This is a genomic window from Tolypothrix campylonemoides VB511288_2 (assembly GCF_045999855.1).
Classification (GTDB): Bacteria; Cyanobacteriota; Cyanobacteriia; order Cyanobacteriales; family Nostocaceae; genus Scytonema; species Scytonema bouteillei_A.
Genome location: NZ_JBFPMW010000011.1, coordinates 309,049 through 334,606 on the forward strand (window position 1 = coordinate 309,049; position 25,558 = coordinate 334,606).

22 protein-coding genes and 1 CRISPR repeat array are annotated in these 25,558 nt (G+C 41.6%); of the genes, 6 read left to right on the plus strand and 16 right to left on the minus strand.

Annotated elements, in window-relative coordinates; translation table 11 throughout:
- Positions 1-64 precede the first annotated feature (64 nt).
- From AB0756_RS28690 to AB0756_RS28710, 5 genes are all read left to right on the plus strand, one after another.
- Positions 65-445 carry a VanZ family protein gene (locus tag AB0756_RS28690; protein ID WP_038081186.1) on the plus strand — a complete coding sequence of 127 codons (381 nt, stop codon included), beginning with the start codon at positions 65-67 and terminating at the stop codon, positions 443-445.
- Positions 445-828, plus strand: coding sequence for a VanZ family protein (locus AB0756_RS28695; RefSeq protein WP_336604333.1), 384 nt, complete (start codon positions 445-447; stop codon positions 826-828). The genes AB0756_RS28690 and AB0756_RS28695 overlap by 1 nt, the downstream gene beginning before the upstream one ends.
- A gap of 376 nt (positions 829-1,204) precedes the next feature.
- Positions 1,205-2,740, plus strand: coding sequence for a glycosyltransferase (locus AB0756_RS28700; RefSeq protein WP_038081187.1), 1,536 nt, complete (start codon positions 1,205-1,207; stop codon positions 2,738-2,740).
- A gap of 438 nt (positions 2,741-3,178) precedes the next feature.
- A complete protein-coding gene (locus tag AB0756_RS28705; RefSeq protein WP_038081189.1) occupies positions 3,179-4,528 on the plus strand; it encodes an HlyD family secretion protein in 1,350 nt (449 codons plus the stop codon).
- Between the two features lie 64 nt (positions 4,529-4,592).
- A complete protein-coding gene (locus tag AB0756_RS28710) occupies positions 4,593-6,200 on the plus strand; it encodes an MDR family MFS transporter (protein ID WP_082051772.1) in 1,608 nt (535 codons plus the stop codon).
- Here AB0756_RS28710 and AB0756_RS28715 read toward each other — a convergent pair.
- From AB0756_RS28715 to AB0756_RS28765, 11 genes are all read right to left on the minus strand, one after another.
- On the minus strand, positions 6,175-6,381 hold the full coding sequence (locus tag AB0756_RS28715) for a hypothetical protein (protein ID WP_137986434.1): 207 nt from the start codon (positions 6,379-6,381) through the stop codon (positions 6,175-6,177). The genes AB0756_RS28710 and AB0756_RS28715 overlap by 26 nt on opposite strands.
- A gap of 1,060 nt (positions 6,382-7,441) precedes the next feature.
- A complete protein-coding gene (locus AB0756_RS28720; RefSeq protein ID WP_050046154.1) occupies positions 7,442-7,777 on the minus strand; it encodes a hypothetical protein in 336 nt (111 codons plus the stop codon).
- Positions 7,778-8,042: 265 nt separating this feature from the next.
- Positions 8,043-8,708, minus strand: a complete 666-nt coding sequence (locus AB0756_RS28725) for an NAD(P)-dependent oxidoreductase (RefSeq protein WP_038082621.1) — start codon at positions 8,706-8,708, stop codon at positions 8,043-8,045.
- Positions 8,709-8,973: 265 nt separating this feature from the next.
- Positions 8,974-11,525: a CRISPR direct-repeat array (repeat unit 37 nt; unit sequence GTTTCAATCCCTAATAGGGAGTAAGTGAAATTGCAAT).
- 227 nt (positions 11,526-11,752) lie between these two features.
- The gene (gene cas2, locus AB0756_RS28730; protein WP_072040780.1) at positions 11,753-12,025 is read right to left on the minus strand and encodes a CRISPR-associated endonuclease Cas2; all 273 of its coding nucleotides are present in this window, start codon (positions 12,023-12,025) and stop codon (positions 11,753-11,755) included.
- Positions 12,026-12,149: 124 nt separating this feature from the next.
- Positions 12,150-13,154 carry a type I-D CRISPR-associated endonuclease Cas1d gene (gene cas1d / locus AB0756_RS28735; RefSeq protein ID WP_038082620.1) on the minus strand — a complete coding sequence of 335 codons (1,005 nt, stop codon included), beginning with the start codon at positions 13,152-13,154 and terminating at the stop codon, positions 12,150-12,152.
- A gap of 29 nt (positions 13,155-13,183) precedes the next feature.
- Positions 13,184-13,777 (minus strand): CRISPR-associated protein Cas4, encoded by a 594-nt coding sequence (gene cas4, locus AB0756_RS28740; RefSeq protein ID WP_038082619.1) that lies wholly within the window; start codon positions 13,775-13,777, stop codon positions 13,184-13,186.
- A 60-nt stretch (positions 13,778-13,837) separates the two neighbouring features.
- Positions 13,838-14,713 (minus strand): CRISPR-associated endoribonuclease Cas6, encoded by an 876-nt coding sequence (cas6, locus tag AB0756_RS28745; protein WP_038082617.1) that lies wholly within the window; start codon positions 14,711-14,713, stop codon positions 13,838-13,840.
- A 12-nt stretch (positions 14,714-14,725) separates the two neighbouring features.
- On the minus strand, positions 14,726-17,026 hold the full coding sequence (cas3, locus tag AB0756_RS28750; protein WP_038082616.1) for a type I-D CRISPR-associated helicase Cas3': 2,301 nt from the start codon (positions 17,024-17,026) through the stop codon (positions 14,726-14,728).
- Positions 17,019-17,780 (minus strand): type I-D CRISPR-associated protein Cas5/Csc1, encoded by a 762-nt coding sequence (gene cas5d, locus AB0756_RS28755; RefSeq protein WP_038082615.1) that lies wholly within the window; start codon positions 17,778-17,780, stop codon positions 17,019-17,021. Before cas5d ends, cas3 begins: the two co-directional genes overlap by 8 nt.
- A gap of 3 nt (positions 17,781-17,783) precedes the next feature.
- Entirely contained in the window at positions 17,784-18,800 is a 1,017-nt protein-coding gene (cas7d, locus tag AB0756_RS28760; RefSeq protein WP_038082614.1) for a type I-D CRISPR-associated protein Cas7/Csc2, read from the minus strand.
- Positions 18,801-18,813: 13 nt separating this feature from the next.
- The gene (locus tag AB0756_RS28765; protein WP_038082613.1) at positions 18,814-21,555 is read right to left on the minus strand and encodes a hypothetical protein; all 2,742 of its coding nucleotides are present in this window, start codon (positions 21,553-21,555) and stop codon (positions 18,814-18,816) included.
- Between the two features lie 266 nt (positions 21,556-21,821).
- On the opposite strand from AB0756_RS28765, the gene AB0756_RS28770 reads away from it, so the two are divergent.
- Complete coding sequence (locus tag AB0756_RS28770) at positions 21,822-22,685, plus strand: WCX domain-containing protein (protein WP_038109915.1); 864 nt, start codon at positions 21,822-21,824, stop codon at positions 22,683-22,685.
- Positions 22,686-22,769: 84 nt separating this feature from the next.
- On the opposite strand, the gene AB0756_RS28775 is transcribed toward AB0756_RS28770, so the two are convergent.
- The 5 genes from AB0756_RS28775 to AB0756_RS28795 all read right to left on the minus strand — a co-directional run.
- Positions 22,770-23,039, minus strand: a complete 270-nt coding sequence (locus AB0756_RS28775; protein WP_038109913.1) for a DUF433 domain-containing protein — start codon at positions 23,037-23,039, stop codon at positions 22,770-22,772.
- A gap of 14 nt (positions 23,040-23,053) precedes the next feature.
- Positions 23,054-23,488: a type VII toxin-antitoxin system HepT family RNase toxin gene (gene hepT / locus AB0756_RS28780; protein WP_082051773.1), complete on the minus strand. Its 435-nt coding sequence runs from the start codon at positions 23,486-23,488 to the stop codon at positions 23,054-23,056.
- Entirely contained in the window at positions 23,485-23,931 is a 447-nt protein-coding gene (gene mntA, locus AB0756_RS28785; protein WP_038109912.1) for a type VII toxin-antitoxin system MntA family adenylyltransferase antitoxin, read from the minus strand. Before mntA ends, hepT begins: the two co-directional genes overlap by 4 nt.
- 223 nt (positions 23,932-24,154) lie before the next feature.
- Entirely contained in the window at positions 24,155-25,174 is a 1,020-nt protein-coding gene (locus AB0756_RS28790; RefSeq protein WP_038109911.1) for a PDDEXK nuclease domain-containing protein, read from the minus strand.
- A 176-nt stretch (positions 25,175-25,350) separates the two neighbouring features.
- Positions 25,351-25,558: hypothetical protein (locus AB0756_RS28795; RefSeq protein WP_408104026.1), on the minus strand; the 208-nt coding region annotated here is incomplete at its 5' end.

A 25,558-nucleotide genomic window follows, 5' to 3' on the forward strand; every position in this document is an offset into this window, starting at 1 on the left:
AGTCAAACAAATTTAATATCACAAATGCAAGTAGAAAAACCGATATTTTTTTTATAGAGTCTGCATGAAATTTAACCGTTCTTGGATTGTTGTACTGTGTTTATATCTGATACTTTTGAGTCTATTATCTCTTGCTGTCTATATTAAAATTATTCCATCTAGCGTTACAAAAATTACGCCTGTAGATTTAATTGGACACTTCATTTTAATAGGATTAGTTTCTTACATAGCTCACTTATCTACAAGAAAATCTAAACTTAGATTTTTGCAAATGTCTTTACCGATCGCACCAATTATAATTCTCTTTTTTTGTAGCACAGACGAAATTATAGAGAAATTTATATGGCATAGCGGGATAGATAAGAAGGATATTATAGCCGATTTCTGTGGCATTCTCTTTTTTACTTGGTTGGCAGAACGTACACACTTGAAAATGAAAAAATAATGTCAAACCGTTTTTGGATTTTTGCTTTTTGGTTTTACTTTGGCATCTTGCTATCAATTTGTATTTCAGCTTACATGAAAATTATTCCAACTGAAATAGCACAGTTTCCTTACTATGACACAATATTACATTTTCTTTTAATAGGTATAGCAGCATATTTAGGACATTTGGCTTTAGAAAAACGTAAGGTCCAAATTTTGAACTTTCTCGTGCCAATAGCTCCGCTTTTAGTTAGTATTTTTACCGTCGGTGAAGAGTTTCTCCAAAAATTATCGCCACATCGTAGTTTTGATTTAGTAGACTTAACTGCTGATTTTTGCGGTATCGTCTTATTCACCTTGTTGGCAGAAATGACACAAGTTAAAAAATCTTCTAGAGGATAAGTTATAGGATCTCAGAGGGCCAAAAATTTGCTAGATAAAGATTTTTAGTGATGAGCTACACTATCCCCGACTTATTTAAGAAGTTGGGGATATAAAATTATTCAGATACTAATACTTTATGTCATCAGGTATATGTGAGCAAGCCCGATTGGGGATTAATTTAGATACTAGGAAAAAAAATTGCGTGAATCGGCTAGATGTACGTCACAAAAAGCCGGTAATGACCCTTAAGCTGACTTTTTGATGGCGTTCGTATACAGCCTCAGTGCTTGAGTTCTTCGGTCTTGGAAGGTCTGGGTAGACTTACCAAGCTGTTGTGCTGCTGCGTTCAGGCAGAAATCTAAGCAGGAAATCAACTTGTATTAGGAAGCGAGCAATGCATATTGGATTTCTCAACCCTCAGGGCAACTTTGATTCAGGCAACAGTCACATAGCAGAACATGCAGATTTTGGCGGTCAGCTAGTCTACGTTAGGCAAGTTGCGATCGCAATGGCTGGAGAAGGTCATAAAGTTGATATTATCACCCGTCAAATCATCGATCCGAATTGGCCGGAGTTTGGCGAAACGTTTGATTATTATCCAGATATTGATAACGTCCGCATCATTCGGTTACCAGCAGGACCAAAAGAATTTTTACCTAAAGAGTTTTTGTGGCCCCATCTAGTTAAAGATTGGGTACCCAACATCCTAAAATTTTATCAGCAGGAAGGTAGTTTCCCCGATGCAATGACTGCCCACTATGGTGATGGAGGACTCAGCGCTGTTCTTATTGAAGAGAAGACAGGAATACCTTTCACCTTTACCGCTCATTCTCTCGGTGCTCAAAAGATAGATAAATTGGAGGCTACACCAGAGAATTTGGCTCAAATAAACGAGCAATTCAATTTCAAATACCGCATTTTTGCCGAACGTCTGAGCATGAACCGTTCGGCTATGAATATTACCAGTACGCGACAAGAACGCTTTGAACAGTACTCTCATTGCGTGTATAAGGATGCGGTGGATGTAAACGACGACAATCGGTTTGCGGTTATTCCTCCGGGTACTGATTTCTCGATTTTTGGTAAAGATGCACGTTCCGAAAACGAGGAAATGATTTGCGAGTTCATTCAAGATCGTTTGGCAAGGGATATTGCAGAGTCACGTCGGGAATTGCCTGCTATATTGGCATCAAGTCGATTGGAACTGAAAAAAAATTTATTAGGGTTGGTTCAAGCTTTTGCAATGAGTGAAACCCTTCAAGAAAGAGCAAACTTGTTGCTGCTGACAGGAGGGCTAGACGATCCTTTGCGAGAAGAAGCTAGCGAAGAAATGACCGAAACTGAGGTATTAGCTCCTATTCGGAAGGTGGTTGAGGAAAACAACTTGTGGGGAAAAATTGGTGCTTTTGGCTTGCCAATTTCTTCACAGGAATCCCTCGCTGCAGCTTATCGGTTTATGGCTAAAAGGCGGTCGGTGTTTGCCCTGACTGCACTTTATGAACCCTTTGGTTTGGCTCCTTTAGAAGCAGCAGCAGCAGGGTTACCAGTGGTAGCAACTCAGAACGGCGGTCCCAGCGAGAGCTTGCAACAGGGCGATCGCGAATTTGGCGTACTTGTCGATCCAGAAGACCCTGCTGATATTGCCCGTGGTTTGGAGCGGTTGTTATGCGATCCTCAGGAGTGGGAGCATTTTGCCGTTGTCGGTCAGCGACGAGTCAAGAGGAATTACACTTGGGATACAACGGCTCAAAACTATCTGACTTTAATAGAGCAGATTGTGTCCTCACCTAAAGCAAAGTCTCAGGTTGAATTGCTGCCGATCCATCCTTACTTCCTGAATCCTGAATCGCAAACGGATGTTTCTGTAGAGGAATTAAGTAACCTCTACTTTGGTTGTTATCAACCAGCACTGACTCCATTGGGTGTATGAGTTCTATCCGAGCAAAATTCTTACAGCGTTTTTCATCTATTTAAATAGCAGTATGACTTTAGAGGCGCAAAGTATTGCGCTTTTTTTTTGCATTAACGTGAGTTCGACGAACAAACAAGCTTAGAAAGCCTGCTGTATGGGAATTGGAAAAATAGGATGGGGAAACATTTGTCAGAAGTTAAGGCTGTAAGGCAGTTGTCAAGAGGATTGTAGAAAATGTACCGCATTTAATTGCTTGTGGCTCACTTAGGGTGGCGGTCCTCAATCACAGAAAAATTAAATCGCGTTTTAACTCGAAGAACTTGAGTGGTTTGTATTGGGCGATCGCGGAAGAATGAAAAGTAAGCAAATTGGTAACAGAACCACGGCGAGCAGCCAATGTCTTAACGACCTGTACTTAACTTAACTGACAACTGCGTATATATCCTTAACATAGCAATGGAACTGACTGACTTAACTAACGAAAACCAATCTCATGACGGACGCAAACCACTTGTGCTGGACAAGGAAGGCTCTTCTGGTATTGCAACGGCTGAATCATTGCCGAGTTCCCCGAATCCACCCCATCAACATCCCCGCCGCAAGCTGATATTGTTTGGCTTACTGGGCATAGGGTTAACTGCTGGCGCTATTTTTGGCTACCACTGGTGGCGCTATGCCTCGGCTCACGAGTCAACAGATGATGCTTATGTTACATCATATATCCATCCGATCGACGCTCGCATCAATGGAACCGTAGTGGATGTTGAAGTAGACGATAATCAACAGGTATCACAGGGGACACTGCTCGTGAAGTTAGACCCACGGGACTATGATGTAGCGCGACAGCGGTCAGCGGCAGATCTAGCATCAGCAGAGCAACAAGCGGCAGTTGCCCAAGCCAATATTAGTGTGACGGCAACAAATGCGGTGGGGCAGACCACAGAAGCACAGGGAAATATTAATGCGGCGGCAGCAACTGTTTCTAGTGCGGAAGCCGCTTTAGCAGAAGCACAAGCAGGAGTACCCGCCGCCCAAGCTCAACTTGCTCAAGTCAAGGCAAATTTGATCAAAGCCGAGCTGGATTACAAGCGTTACACTGCCCTTTCTACCCAAGGCGCTGTTCCCCAACAACAGGCTGATACAGCCAGAGCAGTATACGAATCAACATTGGGGCAATACAACGCTATTAGCGAGCAAATTAAGCAGGCTCAAGCGAGAGTGGTGCAGGCTCAAAAAAATCTTTCCAATGCTGAAGCAAAACTGAATTCCACCAAAGGCAATCTGCAACAAGCCAACGCAACTGCTAAACAAACAGAGGTGAATCGACTGCAGTATAAAGCTGCACTAACGGCGATCGCTCAGTCAAAAGCCGAATTAAAGAATGCGGACTTGCAACTCTCTTATACCTCGATCGTAGCTCCCATAGCTGGACGAATCGGCAACAAAACTGTCCAGGTCGGGCAACGGGTTCAGCCCGGACAAACCTTAATGTCTGTAGTGCAGCTAACGCCTTGGATTGTTGCCAACTTTAAAGAAACCCAGTTGGAAAATATGCAGCCCGGACAAGCTGTTGAAATCAAGGTAGATGCCTTTCCCCATCATTCGTTTAGGGGCAAAGTCGATAGTCTATCTCCCGCTTCTGGAGCCAAATTTGCGCTTTTGCCACCGGACAATGCAACTGGTAATTTCACAAAGATTGTGCAGCGCATTCCAGTGAAAGTTGTATTCGACCCAAACAGCATTCGAGGCTACGAATCTCGAATTACGCCAGGAATGTCGGTTGTTGTAACCGTTGATACGCAGTGAATGAGGACTTGCCTCCGCTTTAACAGCCGTTAATAACTACTTACTAATACCAGAAGCTACACTTATGATTAACAAGAGCATCAATCGTTCCCAAGCATTGTCCTCGCGCCCTGCCCGAGGGGCTTCAAACCAATCTGTTTCCTTGAAAGATTGGGTTGGGGTAATGGCAACCTTGTTGGGGGCATTCATGGCAGTGCTGGATATTCAGGTGACGAATGCCTCTCTTAAAGATATTACAGGCGCTTTAAGCGCCACCATTGATGAAGGATCGTGGATTTCTACAGGTTATCTGGTGGCTGAAATTATCGTGATTCCCATGACTGGGTGGCTAGCGCAAGTGTTTTCGGTGCGGCGATATTTGCTTGTGAATGCCACGTTGTTCCTAATTTTTTCGATCGCTTGTGCCTTCGCTGTCAACCTGCCGATGATGGTTTTGTTTCGGGTAGGACAGGGATTTACCGGGGGAGTGTTGATCCCAATGGCGTTTACCGTGATTCTAATAACCTTGCCACCTTCTAAGCAACCGATTGGTTTATCGTTATTTTCCATCTCGGCAACCTTTGCGCCCTCAATTGGTCCCACGATTGGTGGTTGGCTCACGGAAAATTACGGTTGGGAGTATATTTTCTATATCAATCTCATCCCAGGTCTATTGCTCATTGCTGGAGTTTGGTACGGGCTAACTCCCAAGCCGATGCAGCTCGGTCTGTTGAGAAACGGCGATTGGTGGGGCATCATCACGATGGCGATCGGGTTTGCGTCCTTCGAGTTTTTTGCTGATGAAGGAAATCGCAAGGACTGGTTTGGCTCTGAAGAAATTCAGCAAGCAGCAATCATTGCAGCGATCGCGCTGCCGTTGTTTGTGATTCTCCAGTTTAGGCGCAAGCAACCGCTGCTCAATTTGCGACTACTCGGGCGATGGAACTTCGGCTTGTCGATTGTGATTACCCTAGCGCTGGGATTTGGCTTGTATGGGTCAACCTTCATTCTGCCACTTTACCTATCGCAGGTACAGGGGTACAACGCCGTGCAAATTGGTGAAACCATTGCGTGGGCAGGCATCCCACAGCTTTTCATTACGCCGTTTGTGCCCAAGCTAATGAAGCGGTTTGACCTACGGTTGCTAGTCGCAGTTGGACTATCGCTATTTGGAATTAGTTGTTTTATGAACTCTTATATGACTCACGACACGGGAATAGATCAACTGATCCCAGCGCAGATTGTGCGAGCCTTGGGGCAACCCCTGCTTCTCACGCCACTTTCCAGTATTTCATCGGCTGGCATTGAAGCCAAACAGATTGGCTCTGCCTCAGCCATTTACAACATGGCACGTAACTTAGGCGGCTCGGTCGGCATTGCCATTTTGGGAACGCTGCAATCACAGAGGGAACGATTTCACTCCAATCGTTTAGTGGATAATGTATCCCTCTCAAATCCGATTACGCTCGAGCGGATTGACCAACTGACACAGTTTTTTACCGATCGAGGTGCCGATCCGGTGACAGCCCACAACCAAGCAATTGCACAAATCGCTAACATTGTTCGCCAAGAAGCAAACGTCTTGTCCTTCAATGACTGCTTCCTGTTCATGGGCTTTACTCTGTTTGCAGGTGCGCTGCTGGTGCTGCTACTTAAAAAAGTAAAGCCTACAAGCGGGGCAGTGGGTCACTAAGGTTAGACAAACGGGTGCATTCTGGGCAATCGTGGAATGCAGGAGAACGCTCCATCGGTGGAATCTGATAACCGCAAGTTTGACAAGTTTGGTTGAAACGAACCAGCGATGACCGTGAGGTTGCCAAAACCACCGCTTGTGTCAAAACTCCGATCGCAATTAGAGCAATTGCAATAGTCATGGATGTGATTGGGTTAAATGCAATATACCTTTATTAAATAACAGATATCGTGGATAGATGCATGAAGAAATACAAAACTCTTTGTATTCAATCCCTATAAGGGAGTCAATTTAATTTCAATGCAATTTTCTTTCCTTTTCCGCCTGTTTTATCTAAGTTTCAATCCCTATAAGGGAGTCAATAGAATTTCAATAAATCGTTTTTCCCGTACCTTTAATGCATTTTGAGTTTCAATCCCTATAAGGGAGTCAATAGAATTTCAATATATTAAAGTCGGTGACTTGATTAAGTGGAGAGGAGGTTTCAATCCCTGTAAGGGAGTCAATAGAATTTCAATGGGAATGGGTTTTTCGTAAACTTGAGTCATGATGGTTTCAATCCCTGTAAGGGAGTCAATAGAATTTCAATGTTTTGCGACTCCCAATGGAGCCAGGATGAGGTTTCAATCCCTGTAAGGGAGTCAATAGAATTTCAATGGAGCCATGCGGAAAAACAGCACTGCTGTCAAAAATTTGTTTCAATCCCTGTAAGGGAGTCAATAGAATTTCAATTTGAGAAGTTGCTGAGGCAGCAGCCCCAGAATGCGGGGCAAATTAAGGTTTCAATCCCTGTAAGGGAGTCAATAGAATTTCAATCGTCCCCCTTACAGCCGTCCGGTTCCTCAGATGTTTCAATCCCTGTAAGGGAGTCAATAGAATTTCAATACGACCATCTGAATAAGAAGAACAGCGATCGCATGTTTCAATCCCTGTAAGGGAGTCAATAGAATTTCAATCAGTGTTGATGATTCTGGCTTGTGGCTGAGCCAAGTTTCAATCCCTGTAAGGGAGTCAATAGAATTTCAATGCGATCGCTCCACACTGGTGTTCTGTATTTCACCCAATCGTTTCAATCCCTGTAAGGGAGTCAATAGAATTTCAATCGGTCAATTGTAAGGAGCGATCGCATGGCATCCGATGTTTCAATCCCTGTAAGGGAGTCAATAGAATTTCAATCCTATACTCACGAAGCGATCGATCCTCCTTCAGGTTTCAATCCCTGTAAGGGAGTCAATAGAATTTCAATCGGATAGTCTGTAAGCGCTAAACTGTTGCTCATTTAGTTTCAATCCCTGTAAGGGAGTCAATAGAATTTCAATAATCAATCCAGTACCTATAAAAAATTGCTTTTCTAGTTTCAATCCCTGTAAGGGAGTCAATAGAATTTCAATGGCAGGAGCTTGAAAGTTAATCAGTATTCGGTTTTCATGGTTCAAAATCGCGGATGAGCTAATCATAGCATGAGAAATTGAAATTGAGTAGAGGTGAAATAGCTGAAATCCAGTCTGGGTAAGGTGCGCGGATGGATCGGGTTGACAGAGTGCCTCTAAGCTTTGCACCATAAACGTTTCAGTCATTTTTGAGTTAAGTGGTTTGCCCACACCTACCCATCCGCGAATTAAGCACGGAAATTGTGTTGCTGTAAGGCAGTTCACCACCGCTCCCTTTAACTTTACCAAATTAGTAAGAATGCAGAATTTTTGCCTTTGAGTTTAGCTTGAGCTTCGGGCGACACTACCATTTTTAGTGGAAGCAATCTAATTTGAGTCAGTGAATTATTGCCTTTGGCACAATACATTCGTTTTGCCAAGCATATGTCTGTGCCGAGCAACCGCTTAGAGATTAGTAAGCAACAGTCATGCGACAACGAACAAATTGTGGTTGCTCAATCTCGTTTAGCAGTGCGATCGCGTAGTCTTCAGCTGAGATTCGGCTTTCACCTTTATCGTTAACTAGGAGCTGGTCAGTACCAATCCGATACTTACCAGTTCGTTCACCAGGTTCAAAAAACGCTGCAGGACTGATAAACGTCCAGTCGAGATTAGACGCTTTGTAAATGGAAAGTGCTTCGCGGTGAGCGAGAGATGCAGGGCGATAGATTTCTGGAAACTCAGGAGTATCTACAAGGTGTAGACCGGGTGCTACTTCAAGACTTCCAGCACCCCCAACGACTACAAGACGCCGAACTCCTGCACGAGTCAAGCCTTCGATGAGCGAGTGGGAAGCCTTGATGATGTCTTGTGCCAAGACCGGATCGCTTGCTTTGTCAGCGCCCGGTCCTACGGTACTGATTACCGCATCGTGTCCCTTTACAATTTCTGCCACATTCGCTGGATCGAGCACGTTACCTACGATAACATTGCCAACAAACTTGGTGGAGCGATCGAACGATAGCGAGAAGCGAGATAAATCACGAACGATTGCAGTTAACTCATGACCCCGCATCAATGCTTCCCGCGCAATTCGACTTCCAGCCATACCGTTGGCTCCAAACAATGCCAGCTTCATTAAGTTCTCCTTTGAACGCACCACCAACTAAACTTGCATTATAGTTGGGGATTCTTTCGCTACATAGTCTTAGGACTAGATAACATTCCCAGGTACACTGGCGTCCGAGCGCGAAGCGTAGAAACTTTTGCCTACGACAGCCCTAGAAAAACTAGCAATTCTTAACAAAGATAATTGCTACTAACGGTCATGCTTTTACAAAATTTTGTTTCGCTGTACCAACATTATTCTACCATAATGTTGCTGCGCTTTTTTATATTGGTTTCGCGCAGTCCCTAATAGGGAGTAAGTGAAATTGCAATAATCTGAGATTGCAAATCTTTCATTTTGTCTTCAGTTTCAATCCCTAATAGGGAGTAAGTGAAATTGCAATCTTTCCTCGCATCTTGGAATACCTGTAGGTTGTTTGCGTTTCAATCCCTAATAGGGAGTAAGTGAAATTGCAATCCTACTCAATCTTTAGAGATTTTAAATAGAATAGAGTTTCAATCCCTAATAGGGAGTAAGTGAAATTGCAATGGGCAGTCTCTGTCTTACCTGTACCACCTGCCCCGTATAGTTTCAATCCCTAATAGGGAGTAAGTGAAATTGCAATCTTGTTGAATCCCAAATGAGTCTGCTTGACAAACCGGGTTTCAATCCCTAATAGGGAGTAAGTGAAATTGCAATTTTGATACCACCATCTAGTGTAGGCAACGGAGTTGTGCGTTTCAATCCCTAATAGGGAGTAAGTGAAATTGCAATTACGAGCTTGTTGAGGACTTGTGGGTTATTGAGATTGTTTCAATCCCTAATAGGGAGTAAGTGAAATTGCAATCTGGACAGCCGCAAACTGAGGAGCAAGAACCGCAAGTTTCAATCCCTAATAGGGAGTAAGTGAAATTGCAATAGCGGAGCTCGTGAGGTCTCAATTTCACCAGGTTTCAATCCCTAATAGGGAGTAAGTGAAATTGCAATCACGTGGAAAGATCCGGCTTGTGACAGCGAGTTCTTGTTTCAATCCCTAATAGGGAGTAAGTGAAATTGCAATGCGCTGCAATGCAATTTAGTAATTCATTTTCGTTTCAATCCCTAATAGGGAGTAAGTGAAATTGCAATTACCTCGGATTCAAGCACGCTGGATTGTTCGTGCCGGTTTCAATCCCTAATAGGGAGTAAGTGAAATTGCAATGTGCTTTTCTGACTCTTACGGAAGCCCAGCTAATGTTTCAATCCCTAATAGGGAGTAAGTGAAATTGCAATGCTGCTTTTTCGTTGGTGCTGTGGTTATTGGTGGCGTGTTTCAATCCCTAATAGGGAGTAAGTGAAATTGCAATCCTCTACAGCCGCCATTCTGATGAAGTTAGCTGCTATGTTTCAATCCCTAATAGGGAGTAAGTGAAATTGCAATCGTGAAAGATGGGTCACACCTGTATGTGGTACGCGTTTCAATCCCTAATAGGGAGTAAGTGAAATTGCAATGTTTGTTTGTTGGTGCGCTGCGGGATACTGCAGTTTCAATCCCTAATAGGGAGTAAGTGAAATTGCAATTCCAACGCGCTATCTTGATTTGTATTTCTTTCAAGTTTCAATCCCTAATAGGGAGTAAGTGAAATTGCAATCGCTGCCGTCGCTGCCTCACGCTGGGAAACTAGCGTTTCAATCCCTAATAGGGAGTAAGTGAAATTGCAATTCACTTCCTCACTACATTAAACCAAAAGATTTTAGTTTCAATCCCTAATAGGGAGTAAGTGAAATTGCAATGTCAAGGAATTTGGTTTATTCCTTTTTCCTTTACGGTTTCAATCCCTAATAGGGAGTAAGTGAAATTGCAATTTTGAGGTTAAATAACTAAAGCTACTTAAAAAGTTTCAATCCCTAATAGGGAGTAAGTGAAATTGCAATGCAATCTGTACATTTTCGATGCTTTGCACATGGGTTTCAATCCCTAATAGGGAGTAAGTGAAATTGCAATCGCTCGTTTTACAGGGCAGTCTCAAAACTCAAAGGTTTCAATCCCTAATAGGGAGTAAGTGAAATTGCAATGGTACAGCCAATCTCGGAGTAAATGGATTTTGTTTCAATCCCTAATAGGGAGTAAGTGAAATTGCAATGCCATAGCCATATAAGTACGGGCTTTGTTTGTTGTTTCAATCCCTAATAGGGAGTAAGTGAAATTGCAATCGCTTAACGCAACCATGAATAAGGTAGAGTTTCTGTTTCAATCCCTAATAGGGAGTAAGTGAAATTGCAATTTTCCCTAAATCTGGCACGTTGGCACGTGTAGCAATGCAGGTTTCAATCCCTAATAGGGAGTAAGTGAAATTGCAATGGGTTTTTGGGTAAAGAAGGATTGTCATAGCAAGTTTCAATCCCTAATAGGGAGTAAGTGAAATTGCAATATGAAGAAGCCTTGTTGGCTATGGTAATAGCTTTATCAGGTTTCAATCCCTAATAGGGAGTAAGTGAAATTGCAATAAAACTTTTCTTTTTCAATACTTGAAACTTTTGATGGTTTCAATCCCTAATAGGGAGTAAGTGAAATTGCAATGCTATTACTAGATTCAATGGTGAAGTGTTGAAGAGTTTCAATCCCTAATAGGGAGTAAGTGAAATTGCAATAATCTAACTTTAAATATTATTAGAGATGCAACGTAAGTTTCAATCCCTAATAGGGAGTAAGTGAAATTGCAATGGGCGGTGGTTTTTATCTATATAGTTATTTTGTTGTTGGTTTCAATCCCTAATAGGGAGTAAGTGAAATTGCAATCTTAGTCAACGAACTTGCGATCGCGCTTAAAGTTTCAATCCCTAATAGGGAGTAAGTGAAATTGCAATGGCAGGAATCCAAAAGTCAATCAGTATTTGGTTTTCATGGTTCAAAATCGCGGATGGGTTAATCATAGCACGATAAATTGAAATTGAGTAGAGGGAAAATGGCTGAAATTCAGTCTGGGTAAGGTGCGCGGATGGGTGAGGTAATAAAATCGCTCTCAAGCTTTATGCTAAAAGGAATTCAGCCATTTTTCTGCTGAGTTCTTTTCCAACACCTACCCATCCGCGAATTAAGCGAAAAAAATTGTGTCGTCGCGTACTGGCTCACCACCGATACGTTCTACTTTACCGAAACAGCAGGCGCATAGAAAGTAGAAGCGGATGCTATCGGTATCGGGCTTTATCAGTTTATTCAAGCGCGATCGCAACTTTGCATACTGGGTATCAGTGAGTTGGCACTCAAAAATGCTAAATTGCACCCACTGACCGTAGGACTTAAGCACGCTATGGATTTTGGTACGACGTTTATCTTCGGAAATGTCATAAGACACGACAACGTTCATTGAGAAAATTCTACCTCCAGTTTCTAAGCTAATAATTGTTTAACTTGCACAACTTCAGTCAACCTAACTCTTGTGAGACGGGCGTTCTCGCCCGTCCTACTGAGTCAACAAACAGCGTAATAGCTTACTTCATCACAAGTGGTGGATATTTCTCGATTTCTCCCATCAAGTATTTAGCTAAGAAGCGGGCTTGGATTTCAAAGGCTTCTTGATAAGTACATTTGCGTCCAAGTACCGGATGCTTGAACTCAGATTGCTTTTTCTGTGCGTACAGTTGCAAAAATGTTTTTCGTCCTTCCTTGGTGAGGGAAACAGCGTTACTGATAGGTTCTTGTACAAAATCCTCAGCCTTGAGGAATTGCTTATTTAAAGCGGATAGCACAACAGCATCGACAATGACAGGTCTAAACTCCTCCATCAAGTCTAATGCTAGGGATGGTCTGCCATAACGCTGACAGTGTAAATATCCTAGATAGGGATCGAATCCTACAATATTCACTGCGCCTTGAATATCGTGACACAGTAATGAATAACCAAAGCTGAGTAAAGAATTGACGGGATCGGTAGGGGGGCGGCGGACGCGGTTGGTGAAGGAGAATGCCATGTTACGAATCATGCGATCGAAGCATCCAAAATAAGCTGCACTACCCGCACCTTCCAAGCCTCTTAATGAATCAATGTTGTGAGTTGTGTCAATGGGTGCAATTGCTTGCTCTAGGCGGTGGATAAAAGTCGATAAATCTATATCGGCGCATTCTCTTTGACGGCGCACAAGGATAGTACGGTAGTTTTTAAGCTTTCCCCGTACAAACCCCTGGACGACATGAATAGCTCGGGGTGTATCACCAGCAGCATCCCATTGGGCTTTACGTACAAATATGTTTTTTGTCATTTCTGGTTCCAAACGTCCTAAATAACTACCTGTATCTGTAAGAAATGTGAGCGGAATTTGACGCTGCAATAATTCATTGACAGCAGCAGGTGAAACTGTGGCGCGTCCTAGCACCACAACACCATCAACTTTGAGGAGTGGCACATCTAAAATGGTTGTTTTCTCAAATTTGACGTGCAACCGTTCATCGACCTTGCCAATAAATGCGTCTTCTTGCGTGATATATACTGTTCCCATCGTTTCTCAATCCAAATTGAATAATGATATTAGGCTTCTTGATACCGCCCTACTTTGTCTGCAGTTCCTGGCAAACATCTCGTGTAGAGACTGCATCCCGTACAGCGCTTTGTCTTCACGGCTTTTGGCATATGACCCGTACAAACTAGCTTTTGCACGGATTCAATAGTTGCGATCGCACTTTGCCGCAATTCTTCAGAGATCTCTACGAGTTGGCGTTGGTGTGAATGTGCGTAGTAGATGTAACCTGTCTTGATGGTTTGTCCGGTCATTTCTTCCAAACATAAAGCTTGGGCGCAGACTTGCAACTCGTCATTATCCCACTCGCCTTTGTGACCGCGTTTGTATTCGACGGGATACCATTGACCATTTTCTGATTCGATAAGATCGGCTTTTCCAATCAGTTTGTATTTTTCCGATTTCAGCCAAATGGCTCGAACTTGCCAAGTTTCTTCTCGATTTCCTTCTCCAACTGTGTGAACGCGATCGTGTAGGCTTGTTCCTTCAATGGTATATTGATTATCAATAAACTCGCTTGCACAGAACATTCGCCAACATCGATGCGAACAGTAAGCATATTGGTTTAGTGCTGCGATCGGAACGTATTCTTCTGTTTCATTCATGGTTTTTGCTTATTGCTAATGGTTAATGGCTAATAGCTAATAACTATTAGCCATTAGCTATTAGCTGTTAGCAGTTTTTAATCGACGCGTCATTCCCATTCCCATCGTTGTTTTTCGTCCAAGCCCTGCATAGAGAGCAAAGTCTCCAAGGACGTTCATTTGCTTAATAACTATGGGTTCAACTTCTCCTAGAATTCGATAGTTAATTTCGCCAACGCAACCAATAAATTTGTTGTCATAGTTGCTAACAACTTCCGTGTTGATGTTGACAAAGCTGGGATAAATGGATTCGATGGAGAAATCAGTCAACTCAATTCCACTATATTTGTTCCAACGACTGAGAAGACTGTTGAAAACACATTCTCGAACGGGTAAAACGCTATCATATGCTCCCTGGCGAAAGGCTACAGGTGTGGCAAAGCTGAAGGAGATAGTGCGATCGCGATGGCTGGCTTGCTCGTACAATTGAGCATATGTACAAGCATTTGCCCAAGGCTGTATTGGTTGGGGAGTTCCCAAGATACTGGTAATGTACAAATTAGCAGAGCCTAAATGCCAGGGATGTTCTGGGTTGAGATTGAGCCAAAGTGGAGTCAGTTTCCCAAAAAGCGTATCGTCTAGAAGAGAAATCCGCCACCAGCACGGCGTACCTGGGGGGATGGGTTGTTCGTGAGTGTATTGTAAGGTATGGTGTTTGTGGAATTTGCTGTTGCGATCCGGTTTCTTGGGAATGGGGTATCCTTCCCGTTGGCGTTGCACTTGTAAAGGAGACAGAGTAAAGGCTTTGTCTGTATTGGATGAGTGTAGGTAATCTCCTAAATCGCGATCGACAGAACTGATAAGAGTGAGGAACAAAGCGTGGTAGTGTCTACCTGATAGGAATTCTGGGTAGATGGGGGACTGAGGGACTAGGTTAAGAACAAGACTGTGGGGCATAATTGAGAGTTATTAAGCAATAAAGGGTTCATCATCTGGAAGACGCAATTGTTTACCTCTCATTGCCATTGTTAAGATTCCTGCAATCCCTGGCAAAAATTTGTATTCTTTTTGGGCATTGCTACATTGGATGACAATTGGATATGAAACAATTCCTTCTCTTTGCATTTGAATAATAATATACTGATTCTCCTTCTCAGAGACAATCACTCCTGGTATCAAATATTTTTCCAGTGCTTTAATCAAAGGTGTAGGTCGTATTGCTCCTCCCACTCCTATGCGTCGTTCAATACAACAATTTTTGAAAGCAGTCAGTTTATTGAGTTCCGTATTGACAAATTCTTGCCAAGTATCAGGATAATTCAAACGAAAAACTAACTCATAATTATCCTTTGCACGACCAGTCACTTCTAAAAGTTCTCCATTCGGAACAAATTCGTAGTGACGTAAAAGATGGATAGGGTCAAGGGATGTTTCTTCTGATTCATCTAAAAGATAACCGTGTGGATCGCGAATTGAAAGACTTTCAAACAAACTATTTCTGAAAGAAAATAATGGTGCATAACTGGTACTGAAGATTTCAGCAAACTCTTTTAAATCTTTTGCAGCTTCCTCATCTTGTTTGAATAACGATTCATAGTCATCTAAAGACACGCGCCCTGCTTGTAGGTCATCCCAATCTTCAGGATACTTAGCTTTAATGTAATTTCTTACAAAAGCTTGACCGCCAGGAGTATACCGCCATTTGTGTTGAACATCTTTAAGCGAAGCTTTACTAATATTCTCCGCACCTCGTAAAACTTTCATTCTAAAACGACAGTCATCCCAAGTGCGATTTCCTCCTAAAGTTGATTTTATTGTTTCAAAAAGTTGTGGAATTAGTTCTGCACCTACTATCCCTTGCAATGCTTCTTCAAGTTCTAACAGTGGACGAGCAATTTCTAAAAAGGCTTCAGAACGCCAGTATGCTAGTAGAAAAGGCTTTTCCAGACAAGGAAGATTCTTAAGTGTTTGTTCGAGTGCATTCCGTCCTCCAGATATATCAAGCGAGGCTAAACCCTGTTCCCAAGCTATAGCAGGTAAATAAGCTATGGCTTCAGAATCAATATCAGTCTCAGACTTACCTAAAACACGTCCAACTCTACCAATTCTTTGCCAAAATGCAGCACAGTTCTTTGCTGAAAAAATTAGCCAATCTAGATTTTGACGTGTTGGTGCAGGATTTCTTTCAAAGTTAAACCCTACATCTACAGTGCTAGTGGCTAAAATAATTTGACATTGCATTGCTCGTTGTCTATCTTTTAAGGGTGCAGGACCAGTGATACGTCCAATGGAATTACTCAGTCCTTGTTTATCTAATAACTCTTTGAGACGGTTAATGCTTTCTAAGGAGTCAAGAATAACTGCACCGTTTTCTTTTGGTCTTTCTCGAAAACGTTGAACGACTTCAGATGCTAACTCAGCTAACCACTCGTCCCTAGTATCGGGTTGCGGTCTTAATTCCAAATTCACAGATGTTTGTGATGCTAAAAGACTACCATTACCTTTTTCTCCATCTACTCTTGCTATCCTCACACCCTGCTTTTCCAAACTTTGTAGAGCTAATTCACAAGCTGGTTCTGGTGTAGCAGTTAGCAAGACAATCCGTCTTCCATGTTTGAAAAAATTAAAGATATGGGAATAGGCAAGATAAAACAGTAATCCTACAAGTTGTTTAGCATCATAAAGATGAAATTCATCAAAGATAACTGTGCTAAACTTAGTGTAAAAACTGCTAGCAATATTACCTCTGTCATGTGAATTGTAAGCGAAAAAGGTGGCATAGTAAAAAATATCGGGATTGGTCACCAGTATAATTGCTCTATTTGCACCTACCTCTGGAAATATAGTTGCTGGATTTCGCAAAACGTTATACAGCTTTTCTCCAGGTCGCTTACCAACTTTATCATCTGACCATGCTCTAATTTCTTTTGCCGAAGCTGATTTGACTACATGCGGTAAATTAGCATCTTTGACAAAATTTTCAGCAGCTTCACGTTGCTGCTCTATCAAAGCATTAGTTGGGGCAATATAGACAGCACTTTTTGTAGGTTTGTGTAATAAAACTGTGAATCCTGCTTTTGTTTTACCTGTACCTGTGGGTGCTAAATCAAGAATTATATCGGCATCACGAGATTTTTCAAACACATCAACTTGATGTTGAAGGAGTTGATTTTGAGATGTGCTACCAAGACGTGAAATATCTTCAGGTGGTGATGGACAAGCGAAAATACTACGAGATTCAAGTTGAATCACCAATCTTTGATTAGTCATTACTTCTAGCTCCACAACAAAATTGTAAACCAGATGGAACAATGATTTCTCCTACCTGCCAAGCAGTACCTTGAAAATGAAGATTTTTCAGTATTGGCGCTGGAGGCATAGAAATTAAATCAAAAGACAAAATTTCTATTTGTGGTGGTAAATCTGCAACGTTCAAGTAAGCTCTAGTTTGATACTGTCCATTTGGTAATGAAATGACATCAAATTGCTCTAAAACATTGACTTTAACTTTGCTAGCAAACTTACCAACACGGATATAGTCGGGTAATTCGCGATCGCCAAAGACTACAGTTTGAAATTTATTACCACGTTCAATCATCCGCAATCTTCCAGTTTGAGGAAAATTACTTGGTCTAAAGGAATTAGGCTTTTTCCCTTGGCGTTGCAATGGCAAATCTTCTCTTGCAGTAGCGACTCGATTATTAGTCATTGCATACCAATAAGCATCAGAAAGAGCATTGAAACGTTCAAACCGGAAAGTCACTCGACCATTTGCAGGTGAAGCAGGTAATATGTAAAATGCTTGTGCGATCGCTTCAAAATCTTCTTTGTAAGTAGGTCGTCCTGTAGCCTGTCCTTGGAGACGATAGGGAGAATACACTAAACCCAAAGCATAGGTTAGAGCATAATTCCCAATCGTCCCTTCAGTATAGTAGGTATCAGACAACTCCCTAGAGGCAAAAAAGACTGGTTCTAAACAAATTAATTCCACAAGCTTTGCCTGCTGAAAAGGAATTGTTGTCATAGCTTAACTCTCTACTTCGGCTGTAGCTTTTTTACCTTTGCTCTTGCCTTTTTTAGATTCAGCAGGAACTTGACGGAAAGGTTCATAAGATTGGCTTAACTGCTTCAAGAAATTATCCCGTTTTTCTTCAGACCAATGATGCTCGACATCAGAAATTACGCTTGCGACTTCTTCGTCAGACAAATACACAGAAACACCTCGCTTATTCTTCCAGCTAGAAAGTACTTCTTTCGCTTTTTCCGCTAAACGCTTGCTATTCATTGGATGTTCTAAAGGTTTTTCTAAGGCATCATAAATAGCTTGTACGAGTTCCAAAGAACTGGGGAGTTCAGCAATACTGCCAAAGATACCTAATATCGAATTTTCTATCCGTCCAACACGACTGGAAACAGCACCATAGCGACTGGTGTAAAGAATGTTGCCAATGATATATCTTAATTCATCAGCAGTAACATCTTTGAGAGTAACAACATCCAGAAAGTGGACACCTGGTTTGATATACTCGCTGGTATTTAAAGCTGTTGAGGCGTTACCATTTTGGTCTCGCATTGTGCCATTCTCGTAAGTGGCGTTAATAGTTCTTTCTCCTAAAACTTCAGTAGCGGGTAAAACACTAAAAGCATCCTCCGTCCAAATTCGGCTTTTCTGTGCGCCGCCACCTCCTGCGGCAAAACCATAGAGAAAACAGTCCACGCACATTTCACAAGGAGCATTTGTGTTTAATGAACACAGAGCACCATCTTTACTGGTATATAACAGTTCGTGCGCTCTTAAATGCTCTCGTCCGTAACGTCTTTCTGGTGCAACTTGTTTGCGCTTAGTCATCACAAGGCGTTGAATAATGTTCTCATCATTAATGCCTGCTTGAACAAATTCGCTACACATGGGTTCACCAGAACCTTCTGTACGAAGGATGGTTTCAGATTGAGTTGTCCTGAGAACAGCTAAAGTAATAAACCGTCCTTTAGGAAAGTTTTCGTAGGTTTGAGCAAGAACAGAAGAAAGTTTTTGAATTGACATGGTAGCCTCCTAATTAAATAGATGTACTGACTTCAACAGAACCATTTTCAGATTTCTCTTTAAGCTGCTGACGGGCTTCTTCAAGGAAAAATAGATAAGCAGCTTCCAGAGTCTTTTGATCGGTCAAAAGCTTGTCGGGACGACCTTTATAAACTTCCTCATAAAGCTTTCGCAAAACTTCGTAATAACGTTTGATTTGCGAAAGTTTTGTTTGACCAACGCCATGTTCGCGAATGCGGTCTAAGCGGATATGATATTGCTGAATTAAAGCAGCAAAAATAACATCTAAACCCAAGTGAGGCTTTTGAGCGCGAATAGCTGAGATAAAGGCTGTAAAAGGTTCAGCTTGTGCAGTTCGTTTAAACGAGCTTCCCCAAATCTTGCCTTCAGCAGCAACTTGAGCCGCCTCTTTAAGATATTGGGTTAAGAGTGAGTTTTCATCTGGCATAAGGTTCTCCAATAGATTATTTAATGGTTCCCGAATTCGGCTCCAAATGACACTTAAGTTGGGTTCATCTTGCTCTCGCAAAGTCCAACGTAAAAGAACGTAATAAAGCTCAATCGGTCTTACACAACTACGGGCTAGATCGTACAGGCAGTCATCTACTTTCTGAATACTGGCGACAGACGTTGCAAGTTTTCCCATACATTGCAGGCTTTCAAGAATTCTTTCAGTGCTGATAATATCTGTGGTTTTTTGAGATTCTTCATCCTTACACCGACAATAATGTCCATTCCTTAAAAGAGGTTTAAGCGCTGCTGGAATTCCTTCTACTCGTCCAAAAATTCTACTTTCAGGATTATCATTGGATATTTCTACTTCTAAGTTTCCACTAATAGAGAAAGGAAATCCAAACTCCAAGGATAAAGACATTTCTAAAGCTAGACGTAGGGATTTGAGTAAGGCTAAAGAAGCATTTACATCACCCCAAACGAGAGGAAGAATAACTGTTGTATGAACAAAATCTCGACGTTTAGGAAAAGCAAATCCGACAACTTTATTAGGTTTAAAGTCTAGAGAGTTGTCTCGATACAGTTGCAATTCATCAACTGTGACAGTTCCACCTTCGGCATTAGTTGCAGCAAGCCTTTCTAAGTATTCCCGCCAAAGCCTCAATAGTTCTGGGCTTGAACCTTTAGGTAATGCAAAGTGTAAATACAGTGGATCTTGCTTTTTCACAGCAGGAAAATTTGCTCCTACTGCCATCAGTTGATATGCTAACGCTGCGATTGAATCTGCTTGTCTTTTTGGTTCTGCACTGATTCCACCGGGTAAGCGGTTAGAAAAAGCCTGTACTTTTGTACCGGGAGGCATAGCATCAGAAATAAGTTCGTCAATGTCATTGGAAGTAGAACCTAGAGAACACCTTTGTTTGGGATTAGCTTCTACATAAGCATCTAATTCCTTTAATCCATCTAACTTAGAAGCAATAGGTAAATTTAGCATTCGATTGACAACAGCGACCATTTCTTCTGATACTTCTGTTGCTTGCGATACTTGTGTACTGTCTTTTCTCAGTTGAAAAGATTCTTTCAACGCTTCCTTAATACCTTCAATCCCTTTGACTGCTGCTTTTGCTGCAAATAAAGGTCGTCCGTATTGCCCGTTAAATGCTTCTAATAATGGACGTTGTTGTTCGGTAATTCCCGCATGATGAGCAATCTTATCCCAAACATCTTTTGGATTTAATCCGGCTTCTCGGTAACTGAGGTATGCAGCTTTCAATCCTTCAGATACTGCAAACTCTTCTGCATTACTGACAGGAAGTAAACCCAGTTCAGATGCCTTCTGGATAGCTTCATTACCAGAATTCTCACCCCACTTTGCTATATCTTTTGCAACTTTGTCTGCTTTATAACCTGCTTTTTTCTTTTCTAAAAGTGCTTCTACATTGACCAGTACCTCTTCAATATTTTGTTGAATGGCTTGTTGAGCAATTTTGATTCCATCTTTAGTCGGTCTAACCAGTCGTTCAATATTATTTCCAAAAACTTCATCGATCTTTCTTTGCCAAACACCAGCAATCTCGGCTACTAAATCGACTTGTGGTATTGCTTCGCCTTCAAAAAGTTCGCCGTCAGGGAAAATAGCAAGAGGAGTTAAGCGGTATGTTTTTAAAACTTCTTCACACGCGCCTAGTAAAAGTGCAGTAATATAACCTCTGTCCTCAGACAAGCGGACTCTGAAAAGATTGCTAGGGCGGTCAAATGCAACTGTCAATTCATTTTGAACTTTGCGAAAACGTTCTGCATCAGGAATTCCCAGATCGAATAGATCGGCGGCTGTTATCATCGCCGCCCAACGTTCAATGTTGGGGTCTTCTGGTAAAAATCTCGCGCCATCACTGACATTATGCCCGGAATGGCGTTCAATAAGTCGTCTCGCTAACTCAAAGTCTTTTTCATTTGAGACGAAACTCAGTACACCTGCAAGTTCAAACTGTTGTTGTAAAAAATCCCTGTCTCTCGCTAAGGTTTTTACCTTACGTTCTTGTGGGTCTAATTTATTTAAGTCGTGAACTGCAGTTGCAGCTAACAGCACGGGTCGTTTGTCTTCTGGAACTTCAGCTATCCGGCTAACGGTCAACATGAACTGACACGCTGAATCTAAGTGTTCTGCAAGAGTCGTTCCCTTTCGCACACCATATTGATGATGCGTTCCCAATCGTTTGTATAACAAGGGCCGAATTTCACTAAAATAACGTTCCTCCAAGCTTTTTGGAGGCCCATTCAAAAGCCGAGTGCGCTTAGGCATATTAAAGATAATGGAATTCAAAATTGAGTCTATGTTACAAAGCTAGTTCTTGAAACTGTGGATTACACTGATATTTTGCTCTTATATGAGCTTTATTCAGTGTTTGCTGATTGTGTAAACAGAGTGCAAAGTTTTCAGCCACCTACATCCGCAATGAGAAATGGTTTCCTCAGCAATAATGTCGCTGCACTTGCTTGTCACTAGATTTATAATTACATTTACGACTATCGCACAAGATTCCTGTAAGTGCAAGTACATTTTTAAGAATGGTTAGAAAAAAAGACACGATTACACTGTCAATTCCGCCCGGAACCAAAGAAAAATTGGAGGAAATTGCTCGCAGCCTCGATATCAAATGGGGTAAAGAACCAAGTATTTCTGGCTTAATAGTAGCGATCGCCGAACAATCCCTTGAAGTAGGAAAGCCTTTTAGCCTCAGTTCAAACCAGGTTAACGCTTTGCAACAGGCTATAAAAGCCCTAAACGATGCGGGTCGTATTGGGGAAGCACAAACTGTACTTGCACTTTTACTAGAGCGAGGTAATCTTGAACCTCCCCTGCGTCAATCTCTAATGAAACAAATCAGCCAATCTACTCAAGGATGGCGAATTCAGATTGAGGAATGGATGAAAAAGCAACAGCCTTTCTACATTCTCTACCGTAATTCTCAAGGGGTAGAACTGGAATACACTATCCGTCATGCAGAACCTCGCTTTTTTGATAATCGCTTTTATCTTCTTGTCTGGTGTGAAGAAACACAAGATGTAGAAAAAGATATTCCCGAGCTACCAGAACTATGGCACAACCGTTGTTTAACCTACGATGGCATTAAGTCAGCTGTACCTCTCAACGGAAATTGGCGAGGACAGCTAGATTATCTAAAAGTGTACTTACACTTTCGAGGTTGGATGAAAAAAAGCTATAAACCTAAAGATGATGACGTTAGTGATGAGATGGTCGGAGATGTGCGGCAAGTTGTGCGACGAGTTGCAAACGAGTTTTGGCTGGTTAGGGAAGTTGCCCGTTACTGGGATGAGTGCGAGATTGTAGCACCTAATAGTATGCGCGATCGTCTTAAGCGTAAGCTCCGCACCCTCTGGAAGTTATATGAGATTGAGACCGATGCTTGACAGTATTACCAATCTCAAAATAAGTGTCCGGGCTTAGCATAATAACTAAAAACACCTTAATCTGGTGGACAAAAAAAATCTTTTTCATTTACACTCATGTTCATGCTGAACTTTTGAACTCAAAGGAATTTCCACAAACACATCCCTTGACATTTCTGCACCATAAGCAAGACACGCAAGCACATCTTCTCGTTCAATACTGGGGTACTCCTGAAGAATTTCTTCAATAGTCTCGCCACCAGCCAAAAGATCGAGAATCAGATAAACTGGGATGCGATGTCCGCGAATACGGGGTTTGCCAAAACAAATATTCGGGTCAATGGAAATTCTTGACAGCAAATTATCTCTGGTCATAGTGTTCCCCATCCTTATGTCTCTAATGAATCACAATACGCTATAACTTGCTGTACGTATAATCGATACTGCTCCAAAGCCTTTGGAATAGCCGAAAACACTATTGTGCTGTTTATGTCTTTATACTGATGAACTAAAATATTCCGCATTCCAACTGATTTTGCCAGTTCATCTGCTAAATTCTGAGTAATGATGCCTTTTTGTCCAGCCTGACTAAAAGAATCAAAATTTGTGGTTGGATTAATTTCGTATAACTGTAGCAACAGATATTTATTAATATCTGTTGCTGCTTCGACCATGAGTTGTAAGAGCCTTTCAACAATTAATTGCTGGGAAAAATCACCCAAATACTCATCAAGACTAATCGATTTAAACTTTTCTAAAGTATCGCAATATTTTACAACCAACCGAATTCTAACTAAAACGACTTCCCAGTCAATGTTTATCATAATCCCCACTTTTTCAATGCCATTTCGATAAGCTGGCGTTGCTCTTGGCGAAATTTTTTCATTTCTGACTCTGGTCTTAATGAAGTGCTCCGGAAATATTCATATCCTCCTGGATCTTTCTCATAAAGCAGAATACCATCACGAGCTATAAAATGTGCTACTAACCAGGAAGAATTATTAAGTTCTACTACATCAATTTTTTCGGGAGCTATTCCAAAAGTTTTCCCAAGAATGAGAGGAACTTCAAACCAGCCCCAATTATTATCCTTAATATGTATTTTTCGCTCTTCTTCATTAAAAAGTACGGCAAAATCCCAGTCACTTTGAGCATGGGTTTTGCCAGTAGCTCTAGAGCCAAATAAAATTAACAATTTGAGATAAGGAATTTTTTCAGGAAGTTGTCGAGCAAGTTTCTCGAGTTCTTCAAGTGTTGGTGTACTCATTGTCGTTTAAGAAAGTATTAAGGAACACAAGTTAGAGTAGGGTGTGTAACTTTTTTTCCTCTAGTTTCATTCCTAACCTATATTTCCTTTTATGCCTTAGGAATGTCCATTGTAAGAGTCCTTAGCAGGAATGTACACCTCAAGCAACCCATATCTCATCTCCTTTCATCTTAAGTCATTAAAGATGCCCAAAGTAGTGCTGCTTGGTTAATTCCATCAATTTTCATTCAATTCCCTCCAATAACTTGGCAACTTGCTCTGGAGCAGGAAGCTGGTGTTGAAGTTCTTGAGGTACAGTAGAAACTATCTGATAAGTTGCCACACCAATTGGTTTATTTGATTCTTTAAGTGCATACTCAACTATCGTTTTATTTTTAGATTTACAAAGAATAATGCCAATTGACGGATTCTCATCAGGTAGCTTTACCTTGTCATCCAAAGCAGCTAAGTAAAACTGCATCTTACCAACATACTCAGGCAAAAACTTACCAATCTTTAGTTCTACTGCTACCAAACATTTCAAACTACGGTGATAGAGCACAATATCTATAAAGTATTCTTCATCATCAATTTCCAAACGATATTGACTGCCAATAAAGGCAAACATACCTCCCATTTCTTGTAAGAATGGTTGCACCCTTTTCAGAATTTCCTTTTCTAGCTCACGCTCGCTGTATTCATCACCTAATTCTAGAAAGTCAAATGTGTATTCATCCTTAACTGCTAATTTTGCGCGATCGCGTATTTCTTCTGGTATGGCTTTATCAAAATTAGTTTGATTGAGGAGAGTTTTTTCGTAAGCTTTATTTTCAAGTTGATGAATTAAAACGTTCTTTGTCCAACCAAACTTGCGAGTCATTCTGATATAAAACTCTCGTTCCAAATCATCCTTACACTTTTCAAGAATCACTAGATTGTGAGTCCAACCAATTTGTGCAACCAATGGTTGCAGTTTTTCATTTTGGCTATAGGTAACATAAAAACTCCGCATATTCCAAATATTACGGGCAGAAAAGCCACTAATTCCAGGAAACTCTGCCTGCAAATCCCTTGCTAACTGTTCTACCACTGATTTTCCCCAACTAGCCCCCTGTTGACGGGTTATTATCATCTTGCCAATGTCCCAGTACAGAGCAATAAGTTCTTTGTTGACAGCTTTCAGTGCTTCATATTGAGCAGAACGAATGCGTTGTTTTACTTCAATTAGTAGGTTTTTGTAATCATCCGAAATCTGCTTACTCATGTTTGCTAATAATTTGATTTTTCAGTCTAATTAAAATTACCTCTCAATTAATGTCACTCACAACCCAATAGTGTAAAGTCTACCACTGTATGAAGATCCCCCCTAACCCCCCTTAAAAAGGGGGGAAAATATTCTTAAAGTTTGCTTTAAAGACGATTTAGGAGGAGCATCCCAATTTAGAAAAACACGCTTGCGATTGAAATCACGCCTACACAAACGAAGTCCCTCCGGGTATCTCCTGACGGAGATGCTTCGCGATGCCGCAGGCTATGCCCGCAAGGGCTATACGCTAGTTCCCAGGGCGCGGGAAACCCGCCTGCAGGACTCGACTCACCGCCTGCGCGGACTGTATACAAAGTCCACGTAGGTGGACTTTGTTTGTAT